Source organism: Microbulbifer sp. ABH2_005 (assembly GCF_056160005.1).
The window spans coordinates 1,492,613-1,504,792 of record NZ_JBSWWI010000001.1; the positions used below are offsets into that span (position 1 = coordinate 1,492,613).

Genomic DNA, 12,180 nt, shown 5'->3' on the forward strand with positions numbered 1-12,180 from the left:
GGAGTAGTGGTAGGCTTTTAGCCTTAGGACTTACGCTGAGTGTAGCGGCTAGTATTTTTACGGCTTAGAGAGAAAAATCTTTTGTCATCGCAGTCTAATTCTTCGCAACCCAAAACTTCTCCGTTACAGAGTGGCCAAACCGAACTCAGTCAAAAAATCCGTAACGCTCTGAAGCAGAAAAGTTTCTCTGCCGCGGCGTCCATGGCAAAAGAGTTGGTGGGGCAATACCCCAACGACATTGAGGGTTACTACCTACTGGCGGTTAGCCTAAGGTATTCGGGTGAGATTGACGGCGCCCTGGCGACCCTTGGGCAATTGTTGGAGCGAGATGGTAGTCATGCTCGAGCGTATCAGGAATGCGGCCATAACTTTTCGGCGCAGGAAAATTTTGCCGAACAGGTACGCGCTTACCGGCGCGCCCTGGAGTTAAACCCGGCACTGTATGCCAGCTGGAAAGGGTTGGCGCTCGGCTTGCGCGCCCAAGGCAAGGAGGCCGATGCCTTACAGGCCTTACAGCAGTTCCAACGATTGCAGAACCTGCCGCCTACACTACTGAGCGCCGCGAGCCTGATGTATGAGAAAAAACTTCATAAGGCCGAACAGCTTTGCCGGAGTTTTTTACAGAAAAACAAGCACCATCCGGAAGCTATGCGCTTGCTGGCGTTGATCGGCGCTGAATTGGGGGTGCTAGATGATGCCGACTTCTTACTTGAAAGCTGCCTGGAGCTGCACCCTGATTTTCACCAGGCGCGCTTCGACTATATCGGTGTGCTGCGCAAGCGGCAGAAGTTTGCTGCGGCGCTGGAACAGGCCCGCCACTTGCGAGCAGGCCAAGGGGGTCGCCAGAGCGATATTCTTTTCGCTACACAAAGCGCCATGGTGGGTGATTATCAGACTGCCTTAGAAATTTATGATCGTGTGGTAGCCGAGGCTCCAGATCTGCACGGGGTGCATTTGCAGCGAGGGCACACTTTAAAAACCGTGGGGAAAGCAGGGCAGGCCATCGAGGCCTATCGGGATGCCTATCGGGCCAAGCCGGACTATGGTGATGCCTATTGGAGTCTGGCCAATATGAAAACCTACCGCTTTACCGATGCCGAAATCGACAGTATGCGGGAGCTGCAGGGCTTGCCAGATATAGCGCGAGACGATCGTTACCACCTCTGTTTTGCATTGGGCAAAGCCCTGGAGGATCGCGCCGATTATTCTGGTTCTTTCTACTGGTATGAACAGGGTAATGCACTCAAGCAACAGGAGTGTCAGTACAGCATTGAACAAAACCGCAGGGATACCGACTTACAAATTGCTCACTGCAACTCCGAGCTTTTTGCCAGGAATGCTTCCTCTGGCTGTGATGCTCCTGACCCCATTTTTATTGTGGGACTGCCCCGAGCAGGATCGACGCTGCTGGAGCAGATTCTCGCCTCGCATCCCCAAGTGGATGGCACTTTTGAATTGCACAATATTATGGCTGCAGTTCAACGCCTAAAGGGGCGTGGTCAAGCTGGCGAGCAGGTACGCTACCCCGCAGTCCTGCATGAATTAAGTGCGGTTCAGCTGAGGCAGATTGGTCAGCGCTATCTGGAAGAGGCCGTTATTCATCGCGGCCAAGCCCCACTGTTTATCGACAAGATGCCGAATAATTTTCGTCATATTGGCTTGATTCAGTTGATTCTGCCGAAAGCAAAAATAATCGATGCCCGTCGCCATCCCATGGCTTGTTGTTTCAGTGGCTTTAAGCAGCTATTTGCGGAAGGGCAGGAGTTCACCTATGGCCTGGAGCAAGTGGGTGAGCACTATCGGGATTATGTGCGCCTGATGGATCACTGGGGCAGGGTGCTACCGGGCAAGGTGCTTCGTGTGCACTATGAATCGGTCGTTGAAGATCTGGAAGGGCAGGTGCGGCGACTCCTGAATTTTTGTGGACTGCCATTTGCCGAAGAGTGCCTGCAGTTTCATCGTACGGATCGCGCCGTTCGTACTCCAAGCGCTGAGCAGGTGCGCCAGCCCATTTACCGCAGTGGCACTGAGCAGTGGAAGCACTTTGAAGCGGACTTGGAACCATTGCGCAAGGTTCTATCTGGCGAGCTGGAACGTTACGGAAAATGGTGAGTGGGAGCTGGGGTTCCCGGTGTACCATCTATTAGCGCCCTTGATGGGTTGACCAGCTTTTCGCTATTTCTTTTTCATATTCCTTCTATCTTACGACAGAATTTGTTGGTGAGCTGATTTCATCAGGTGTGCTTTTTTCGGCCGAGTGGGAAAGTCAAGTGGGGACAGGCCCTTAGGATGGATATCCTAAGGCTCACATAACTTGTCTGCATTTCTGGTTGTGTAATCGTTAAAATCCCCCGAGATTCTGTCGAAATCCTCGTCTCTATTTATAGCCATTATTTCTTTTTAATGGTATTTCTCTCCCAAGGGTTTGGGTTTTCATGTAAACATTTTCCTTGATGGTGCTTGTGAGCATCTGTCAATGCACTTTGAAATAATTTCTTGCAAAAGCAATCTCCGTATTGGCGTTTAGCTTGGCCTTGGAATAGTTAACTGCTTTCGTACCATCTTTTTGGGGTCTAGGTTAATTCCGAATGAATGAGTTCAAGTCAAATTGAATTGTCTGAAATATGGCCCTGTTATTACTGGTTTTGTCTTGCGGGAATGTTTCGTTTCTTGTAAGTGAAATACTCCAGTAATAATCAATTCATAATGAAAAAAAATTCTTCTATTACAGATAATTTTTAAGCCTTCTTTGCTTGATTTTCTATCGACCCAAAAACTTAAAGTCTGTATTCTTGCCGGCGTCGACGTGGTCCATGGAATTTTTTGATTTAGATCAAGTGAGTACGTCGTCTTTCAAAACCTTGAACACCAGATTAGGTTATAAATCCGTAAATTTTCAGAGAAGGAACATGAAAATGAAAAAATTAACCGGTGCAGTGCTGGGGGTTTCCACAAGTTTGGCCTTGATGAGTCAATCGGCCCTGGCTTCAAGTCAGCTAGAGAATCCTAGTATTCCGAGCTTCACTGCAAGTGAATTTGCGCAACTGGAAGAGCAATTCACAGCAAAAAGAATGATGGTCGATGGCAAACTCTATCAGTTAACTGGTGACATGCTGGAGCTGGTTCAACAGGGATCTGAGCAAGTTGGTATCATGTCAGCCTTTGAGCTATCAGCAAATAAATGGCCTGAAGGTATTGTCTACTATGATTTCTATGGGGATGTAACGGCAGAAAACCGCCTACGCTTCCTAGAAGCCACCAAGGTTTGGGAAGAAGTTGCAGACTTAAAGTTTGTGCAACGCACGGATCAAGCTAATTATATCTATGTGCGTAATGGCAGCGAAAACCGCTCTATGGTTGGAATGTCCGGTGGTGGTCAGTTTTTCAGTATGAACAACTGGGATAAGAAGTATATTATTGTTCACGAACTGGGCCACGCAATTGGCATGAGGCATGAACAACAGCGTTCGGATCGGGATCAATATGTGATGATCCTTGAAGAAAATATAAAGCCTGCATATATCTACAACTTTGATATTCGTCAATCACACAATTACAGTGAATATGACTTCCTGTCTGTGATGCACTATCCCTCCAGGGCATATAGCGTTAATGGGGATGCAACGATTGTCCCAAAGAAAGGCTATGAGCAATATGATGGCATTGTGGGGCAACGTTTCGACCTCGGAGCTGGTGATCAGGTGGGGGCGGCTTCCCACTACGGCGCAGTGAATATCAATATTCCTGATCCGGCATTTAAGTCTTATCTGCTCGCTTATTTTGATAGCGATAAAGACGGTGAAATTAGCAGTTTAGAGGCTGCAAAAGTTGAGAAAATCCAGACTCCTGGGAATGGTGAAATTCAGTCGCTGCAGGGTATCCATCTATTTCGATATCTAAAACATCTAACCGCGGTCAATGAAAACCTGACGGAAATTCCAGGGCTGCCCAAGCGCTTGGAATCCTTAAATTTTTCGGGCAACTATTTGGACGCGGCAAAATTTGAATGGGTATTGGATAAGCCCTTCCTGAAAGATGTGGATGTTACCAATAATCTATTGGATGTTTACTCCTGTGAAATGTTCGCCCTAATTAATGGTGTGATGAAAGGTGGCAATATCCAATACAGTCCGGTTAAAGGTGGTGGCACATTTATTTGTGATGAGGAGGCGGAGCGAACGCTAATTTCGGGTAAACCTAGGGTCGATTTAAGGGCTAAAGGTGAAAAGCTATTCCATATCGATGTCCCTGAAAATGCTCAAAAGTTGACTGTTCAAACAGAAGAGTCGGGAACGGGCGGCGAGATGAATGTTTATGTCGCTTACAACCGTCAGCCCAGTACCACAGATTTTGATTTCAGTTCAGAAAATGCCGGTAACATCGAAAATATACAGATTGCTTCGCCAGAGCAAGGCCGCTGGTATGTACTGTTATCACCGGTCGAGCGTTCTTTTGAAGGTGTCGATTTGACTGCGACTCTGGATTTGGGTGGAGAGCCAGCTAATGAGCTTGTTAATCAACAGCAGATTGCCGGATTGGCTGCGGCTACTGGAGAAGCATTGCATTTTACCCTGACCGTTCCAGAAAATGCTTCTGATCTAAAGTTTGTAATGACTGGCGGCACTGGCGATGCGGATCTTTACGTGCGCTTTGGAGAGAAACCAACAGAATCTGTCTATGATTATCGTCCCTATTTAGGTGGTAATGAAGAGGTCGTCTCAATCGCCAATCCGAAAGCGGGCGTATGGCACGTTATGCTGTTGGGCTATACGGATTTTGAAGATGTTTCTTTAGTGGGCTCTTTCACGGAGTCTACATCTGAGTTCCTATTAACAGGAGAGACAATCGCAGATTTGGATGGTAAGGCGGGTGAGATGCTCACTTTTAAGGTGCAGGTCCCAGAGGGCGCAGCTAAGCTTTCCATTGCGACTGGGCCATCATTTATTGGTTCTCTCGGTGATGCCGACTTGTATATCAAGTATGGCGAACAAGTCTCGGCAACCAATGCGGATTATTACTCTGAAAACTGGAGCAGCCATGAATCTATTGATGTGAATGCGCCTCAAGCAGGTATCTGGCATGTGGCTGTTTATGGTTACACTGACTTTGAAAATCTCTGGTTAAGTGTTGATTACTAACACCTAGCAGGTAGTTAGTTTATGGGTAATGGAGTGCTTTAATTTAAAATAACTCCATTGCCCGTTTTCAATTTTTTTGAATGCTGCTTTACTTTGAGTTCACTTTGAGTTATTAAAAACTTGCCGTGCAAACACTCAAGTCTGACTACACTTAAGTCGGTTAAGCGAGAGAAAGACAAAGCTTATCTCTTACTTCCATAAGGGCAAAACCTAAAAGGTTGAGACCTTTCCAGGTGTTCGGATCTTGTGCTTTAGGACTGTCTTGCGCCAAGCCAATTCCCCAAATTTTATCGACAGGGCTGGCCTCTATTAAGACCCTGTTCTCTGTATTGAGCAGGAATTCCTTTAGTTCAATATTTTGGGAGAACTTGGCAAGGTTGGCATTAACCACTATATCGAATCGCTTTTTCTCCCAGATCTTCTGGTTAAAACCAACAACCTGCCGACCTATGCTCTTCGCCTCGCCCGGATTGGATGAAGCCAAAACTTTCTTACATGCGTTGCTATCCCCAAATAGTTTTGCCTTGTGATACATCATGTAGTGTTCGGCTGTAATAAAATGATTTCCTTCTTCTTCGAATTTGGAATCGTACCATTGGCTAAAGCAGCTCTTAGAGACTTGCTTACCTTTTTCTTGATGCCCCCAAAAGAAGAGGTATTTGACCTTGTTTCCTTTGTTTACGAAGTCGATTAGTTGATCTCTTGACTTAATATTCATTTTATCTTTAGCTTCTGACTTTTGGATTTCACTTACCAGGTTGTAAGTGCAGTGAGTTGGCCAGTTAACTACAGTGACTCACCTTTTACTGGAATATTGTATGCAACCTGGGGTTTGATGGGTCCCAGATTGCATACTTATTAATAGAGCTTTAAAAAAGCACCGAGCGATTTATAAAGAGATAATAGTGGCAAGCCAATTATAAATTTCGCTGATAAACCTTTTCTCCCTCAACCCAAGTCTGCAAAACTTGTACCTGCCAGATCTCTTGTGGATCTATTTCAAAAATATTCTTATCAATCAGGATAAAATCGGCAAATTTACCGGGTTGTAGATTGCCGATTACTTTCTCCTGATGGCTGGCGTAGGCAGCGTCCAGGGTAAATGCGCGCAGAGCCTGTTCTAAAGTCATTGCTTCTTCGGTGCGCCAGCCTTTGCTGGGATTGCCCTGGCGATCGCGACGGGTCACTGCGGCGTGAAGGCCAAACAGGGGATTGGCGGGTTCAACCGGGAAGTCGGAGCCGGCGGCTATTGGTGTGCCCTGGTTGAGAAGTGTTTGCCAGGCGTAGGCGCCGATCAGGCGTTTATCACCAAGGCGGTCACCCGCCATATTTTTGTCGCTAGTGGCGTGGGTGGGCTGCATGGAGGCTATTAGATGGAGTTGGGCAAAGCGAGGGATATCCTTTGCTTCAATGACCTGCGCATGCTCTACGCGGTGACGATATTCTTGCTGGCTTTTCTTTTTATTCAAGGTTTCAAGATGATCGAGCACTATATGGTTGGCTCTATCGCCAATCGCATGTACGTTCACCTGGAAATTATTATCAGTTGCCAGCTTGAGTAGAGATAGCATTTTGCTCTCTGGATAGAGCAGTAGACCATTTTCCTGAGGGCGGTCGTGATAGGGTTCCAGCAACGCCGCGCCACGGCTACCCAGGGCGCCATCGGCAGATAATTTAATGCTGCGCATATAGAGTCGCGCTTCGGGGTTGCCGATATGGCCAGCTTTCAGCAACTTGGCATAGTTGTGGCTATCGACTGACAGCATCGGGTACACCCGCATCGGGATGGCATTTTCCTCGGCCAACTCCCGATAGGCTTTGAGAGTTTGCTCCTTGATACCCGCATCGTGCACACTGGTCAGCCCCAAAGAAAGCGTTGTAGCAAAGGCATTCTGTAGGGATTTTTTCTCTTGGGTCAGAGTGGGAGAGGGGACTGCCTTTTGTAACAGGCTCATGGCATTGTTAATTAAGATTCCTGTAGGCTCGCCCTTGCTATCGCGCAGAATGTCACCGCCCTCGGGGGCCTGGGTACTCTTGTCGATACCGGCAAGAAGTAGAGCCTTCGAGTTGGCCCAGCCTGCGTGGCCGTCAACCCGGCGCAACCAGATGGGGTGATCGATCTCCAGGGCATCCAGTTGCTTCCGGCTGGGGAATTGCTTGCCGGGCCAGGTAACCTGGTTCCAGCCGCGCCCGAGCAGCCATTGGCCTGGTTCCAGCCTCTCAGCATGGCGCTTTATCGCCGCGAGGGAACCTTCCAGAGACTGGTCGCGCAGATCCAGTAACTCATTGAGTTGCCCCAGGCCTAACATATGTCCGTGAGCATCAATCAGGCCGGGTAGCAGAGTCTTGCCTTTGGCATCCACTCTCTCGGCATCGGGATACTTTTTATCCAGTTCGGCAATATTGCCAGTTCCCAGCACCTTGCCCTGGTCGAAGGCCATGGCAGAGAACTGAATAAGTGCTTTATCCGTAGTTTGATAGCCTGAGAAGTTGTGGATGAGTGTTACTGCCTGAGAGCTGATAGAAGTGGCGGTGAGTAGTGTCACCGCCAGAGCTTGGGCTAGACGCATGGTGGAGTGCCTTGTTGTTCTCGTCGTCGACCATTCTATGGTGGCTTCATACCCCCTGAAAAGTAGATTAAAAGATTGCTGGTTTAATGAGTGCAGGAGTAGGGGGCTGTTTACTGATCGGGCTCTATACGAAGTAAATGGCCCTGGGGTCCATCGGTGATGATATAGAGATTGCCATCTGCTCCGATTTCAGCATCGCGAACCCGCTCACCGATAACAATTCTTCTCTCAACATTCAGCGGATCCCCTTGCGGATTGATTACCCGCAGGTCTTGGGTGACCAAGCCAGCGGAAAGGAGGTGTCCACGCCACTGTGGAAATTCTGTGCCGGTATAAACTGTGAGACCGCCGGGGGCATGGGTATCAATCCAGGCAAGGAAAGGAGAGGTAAATTCTGGGCTGGCAATTTTGAAAGAGATGTTGGACCCATCTCGATAATCCCTACCAAAGGTTACTCTGGGCCAGCCGTAGTTAGCCCCTTTTTGGACTTGGTTTAATTCGTCTCCAGCTGCAGGACCATGCTCTGAGGACCAGATAACCTGGCTTTCAGGGTCGACAGCAAGCCCCTGAGGATTGCGGTGGCCAAAACTCCAAATCTCTGGGAGAGCGCCTTTGGTATTTACAAAGGGGTTGTCATCAGGTACTGAACCATCAGATTTAATACGGATTATTGAGCCAAAGTGTGTTTGTAGATTTTGACCCTGCTCACGGGCAAAGACGTCGAGAAAATCCTGTGGGGGATTACCGCCGTCCCCAATACTGGCCAGCAGGGTACCGTCAGGGAGAAAGGCAAATCTCGAACCAAAATGCGCGCTATTCTTTTTACCTTGAGCTGCCTTGAATATCTCTTGAAAGTCAACCAGCTGGCCACTTTGCCATTTTCCTCTGCCAATAGTTAGGCGGTTACTTTCGGTATTGCCACTAACGTAACTGAAATATAGTAGCTGGTCTCTGTCAAAGTTCGGGCTGGCAATTACATCCAGAAGCCCTCCCTGTCCCTCAAAGAAAACCTGCGCTGGAAAATCTATCGCCTCGGAAAGGGTATTGTTGGTTATAGTGCGTAGCTTACCATCTCGTTGAGTGATGATTAGAGAGCCGTCAGGGAGCAAGGTTATACCCCATGGATATGGAATAGGGCCTGCGACCTTACTAATCTTAATTTTGTCGATTACGGGGATCGCGCCCCGGGATAGAAAAGTATCAGCGAGGCTTGTAGCAGGGATGACTGCGCAAATGAACGCTAATAATATTGTATAAAAAGAGATCCTTCTCACTTTGGGTGATCCTTGAGGTAGGTGGGTGTGCCTAACAGTATAACAGTAGGGTTATTGACAACAACGTCGCTTTTCCAAGTGCAATAGGCACTCTCCACGTTTTATACAGAGTCTCTTTCTTAGTGGTGTCTGAGCCATCTTGATAGGTTTGATAATCAAGTCGGCTAATAAATTAGTTAGGTTTTAAGTAGGCTAATAAGCCCTCACAGCCCGTTAGGGGCATTAATTGCTGAGATAGAAATTACGAGTTGATCGACTCTATATTTTAGGTTTCAAGTAAAACTATTTTAATACTCTGGTTTTAGAGGCAGCTATTGAGTTTTGCGGTTGCTTTTATATTCGCCACCTGTCTTACTCCAATTCCGAACCTTTTGGCAACTGCGGATCGAGATTCGCCATTATACAGAGCGCATAAGATCTCACGATTGCGAGCCTGAATATCAATTTGTCGTGAAGTAGGCAGGGTTAGATAGGTGCCGCCATAAGAGTTACTAAGGGTTTGCAGTGATTGGATGGGCAGTATATCAATCAGCTTGCTCCTAGCCGGATATTTAGGGATGTAAACATCCTGCCCTCCAAAAGATGTAACCAGAATATACATATCAGCGTAACCAATCAGCTCGATAAGTTCCTGCATCAGATCTGGTAGTTTCTTATGATCAATCTCAACATTGTGATTGCGATTTTTGTTCCCTTGCTGCATATCATCGTCCCTGTAAGATAAAGCATGCAGCGAGAGTACGATTAACGATATCATTTGGCGTAGAGTGAAACGTTTCCCAGTGTGTTAAGCTATGGGTTTGTGATCTTTTTTGTGATGGGGTTAGCGAATTTTTCGCTGTGTAGAGAGGTGTTGACACACTAGAAGGTAACGCTTGGTAGCATACTCCTATAAAAATCCTGAAAAGTTAAGGAGTAAATCTTGCAGATGATTTTTTGATGGCTGGTAGGTGATTGGCTGTGTAATAGTATTTTTTAAGGACTGCCTCCCGTAGGCGTTCGCTAGGGGTTATGGGAAATATTATTCATGTGTGTAACACTGTTTATTAATTTGGTTGATTTTATAGGTTAATCTGTGATGTATGTCGATCAAGATTAATGATTGATACGTTTGAGTCTTTATTAATAGTTTTCTTTCGGGAATTTTAATTGGTGGGAGGTCGTTGGTAAGCACGACCCTGATGAAAGAGCCGCAATGGTAGGTGGCTTAGATGTAATTATTTATCGAATAGAATATATTCGCCTCTCATGATAATTCTTTTGCAGGCCTAGTTTTTATTTTTTCTTAACTGAGATGCAAGCTGACTTTGGATTAGGGCGTGGTCATGGCGTTCGACATATTCTGCTGGGGCTTGCCCTGATTGCTGTGCTCCTACGCTGTAACAAAGGGCAGCAAATTGTGAGTAAAATAGGCCTGGATTTCTCCCATTCTTAGGAAAAATTGTATCAATTCTATCATCGATGGTGGAGGTGGTAGGAGAGTCTCTGTTAGGGTTGAGTGCAGATTTAACTGCCGCGATTAAATCATACTTCAATGCGTTTCTTTATTCATTTTTAGCTTCAAGTTTTGTTTCGAATATAGTATTGGCAAAGCTGACTGCATGGTTGATAACGTCTTCATTTTTGCACTTAAACACTATTTAATCAGCGTTTTTTCATAGGTGATAATGAGATTCCCTCACCAATAGCTTCAATTGGATGGCCCTCATCATCAATGCAAATGGCAGCATGTTCTTATTCTCAGTCAACAATCTTTATACCGGACCAAAATTTTACACTGGCCGTAATGGCTTGGCCTATTTGGATTATCTTTCCAATTTCCAGTTTGGATGCGCAGTTTTTAAAAACCATGTCGCCTCTTTCGAGTCCCGCTATATCGTTGTTTGAGTTGGAGATAAGGATCGGTATTTTTTTATTCCTTGGTAGGTAGTTGAGGTTGTATTTTTCATTTGATATCTGTTTGTATATATAGAGAAAATCTTCCTGGGTAAATTTTTAAGTGGTTAACTTGTGGTTATTTGTTTGGTGTAGATGTTTGCCTTTTAAGGGAGGGGGTGGTGATTGTGCTAAAAAATGGATGGTCATTTCCCCTTGGGATTTGTTGGCTGCATTTTTTTAAGGGTGAGAGTTAAAAATTTTTATTAAAAATAAAAGCCTCTTTTTATGTGTGTTATTGGTGGGAAGCGTGGTTTATATGTGGGTTGAGAAAAATTTGCGCTAAATTTATTTGATTAATTAATATGTGGGAAGGTTGCCACCTCTTGTAGTAAAATTTTACAGGACTTCGTCGCTTCGATGTATAGAGTGAAAATATAGTCTTTATGAACTGGTTAGAGCGCTACTTGCGAGATTGGTAGATTGAGATGGGGGGGTATGGAGTTATATTTTGAGACTCATGTCGTAAAACGGTTATTAGTTGATTGAGGGGGTGCGATGCGTAGACGCATCAGTATACTGCTGTTGAATTTTCTAAATGCAGTGTTTTCAACACAATTAGGTTTTTGAAAGGGAAATTTTTGATCTGGATATTCCAGAAGTGCAAGCATGGACAGAGAAATTTTACAGCACGGACCCAGTGACTACCGGGTAAGTAAAGCAGCGCTCAACGAACAATGATTCGAGAATGTATCAATCATCAAGTAGTTGAAGATCCTCGTTAGGAGAAGATACATCTGAGAGTGTGTGTAACAGCCCCTATGGGAACTTCCAACATACCACCCGCTATGCGGGTGATATGTTGATTGCTGACCTTTAGTCGCCGGTAGGACAATACTTACTCTATTGTACATCGGGTCGTCTATATAAGGTATCCTCTGGCTCCAGCAGTTTATCTTTATCTGAGCGTTTAGCTGCATTGGGAGCAAAAAACAGCTCTGCACAAACCCATATTGCCCCAATGCCTGGCAGGGCAACGATCAACATACGGCGGGGTAATCCAGAGCTTCGGAGACGTTTACTGCACACGGTCACAGAAGCCCAAATTAAGCTTAACTGTACAGGCACACTGATGACCGCCATAAATATTTCTGCAGTTTTCCAAATGCCATCGCTGAAATTAAAGTTGCTATACTCTAGAATTAGACCGGTAATAAACTGGACACAAAGCACTGGTATTACAAAAAGCAGCCAGAACTGTCGTCGTGTAACGATCCCATCCAGATCAAAATAAAAATCCAGGTAGTTTTGTTTCCTCATGAG

At 46.0% G+C, this 12,180-nt stretch carries 7 protein-coding genes; 2 read left to right on the plus strand and 5 right to left on the minus strand.

Annotated elements, in window-relative coordinates; all coding sequences use genetic code 11:
• The first annotated feature begins 201 nt into the window (after nucleotides 1-201).
• Both ACXAFI_RS06610 and ACXAFI_RS06615 read left to right on the plus strand, forming a co-directional pair.
• Nucleotides 202-2,112, plus strand: a complete 1,911-nt coding sequence (locus ACXAFI_RS06610) for a tetratricopeptide repeat-containing sulfotransferase family protein (RefSeq protein WP_475108150.1) — start codon at nucleotides 202-204, stop codon at nucleotides 2,110-2,112.
• Between the two features lie 803 nt (nucleotides 2,113-2,915).
• Nucleotides 2,916-5,138, plus strand: a complete 2,223-nt coding sequence (locus ACXAFI_RS06615; RefSeq protein ID WP_475108151.1) for a pre-peptidase C-terminal domain-containing protein — start codon at nucleotides 2,916-2,918, stop codon at nucleotides 5,136-5,138.
• Nucleotides 5,139-5,298: 160 nt separating this feature from the next.
• On the opposite strand, the gene ACXAFI_RS06620 is transcribed toward ACXAFI_RS06615, so the two are convergent.
• The 5 genes from ACXAFI_RS06620 to ACXAFI_RS06640 form a co-directional block, all read right to left on the minus strand.
• A complete protein-coding gene (locus tag ACXAFI_RS06620) occupies nucleotides 5,299-5,856 on the minus strand; it encodes an NADAR family protein (protein WP_444922543.1) in 558 nt (185 codons plus the stop codon).
• Between the two features lie 199 nt (nucleotides 5,857-6,055).
• The gene (locus ACXAFI_RS06625; RefSeq protein WP_475108152.1) at nucleotides 6,056-7,708 is read right to left on the minus strand and encodes an amidohydrolase; all 1,653 of its coding nucleotides are present in this window, start codon (nucleotides 7,706-7,708) and stop codon (nucleotides 6,056-6,058) included.
• Nucleotides 7,709-7,818: 110 nt separating this feature from the next.
• Entirely contained in the window at nucleotides 7,819-8,982 is a 1,164-nt protein-coding gene (locus ACXAFI_RS06630) for a PQQ-dependent sugar dehydrogenase (RefSeq protein ID WP_475108153.1), read from the minus strand.
• Between the two features lie 301 nt (nucleotides 8,983-9,283).
• Nucleotides 9,284-9,685 carry a hypothetical protein gene (locus ACXAFI_RS06635; protein ID WP_475108154.1) on the minus strand — a complete coding sequence of 134 codons (402 nt, stop codon included), beginning with the start codon at nucleotides 9,683-9,685 and terminating at the stop codon, nucleotides 9,284-9,286.
• A gap of 2,075 nt (nucleotides 9,686-11,760) precedes the next feature.
• Complete coding sequence (locus tag ACXAFI_RS06640; protein ID WP_444922539.1) at nucleotides 11,761-12,177, minus strand: DUF805 domain-containing protein; 417 nt, start codon at nucleotides 12,175-12,177, stop codon at nucleotides 11,761-11,763.
• Nucleotides 12,178-12,180: the final 3 nt, after the last annotated feature.

Excerpts from the sequence above, each read along its gene's own strand:
- ACXAFI_RS06615 (WP_475108151.1), top strand. The coding sequence starts at position 2,916 with ATGAAAAAATTAACCGGTGCAGTGCTGGGGGTTTCCACAAGTTTGGCC.
- ACXAFI_RS06620 (WP_444922543.1), bottom strand. The coding sequence starts at position 5,856 with ATGAATATTAAGTCAAGAGATCAACTAATCGACTTCGTAAACAAAGGA.
- ACXAFI_RS06610 (WP_475108150.1), top strand. The coding sequence starts at position 202 with ATGGCAAAAGAGTTGGTGGGGCAATACCCCAACGACATTGAGGGTTAC.
- ACXAFI_RS06640 (WP_444922539.1), bottom strand. The coding sequence starts at position 12,177 with ATGAGGAAACAAAACTACCTGGATTTTTATTTTGATCTGGATGGGATC.
- ACXAFI_RS06625 (WP_475108152.1), bottom strand. The coding sequence starts at position 7,708 with ATGCGTCTAGCCCAAGCTCTGGCGGTGACACTACTCACCGCCACTTCT.
- ACXAFI_RS06635 (WP_475108154.1), bottom strand. The coding sequence starts at position 9,685 with ATGCAGCAAGGGAACAAAAATCGCAATCACAATGTTGAGATTGATCAT.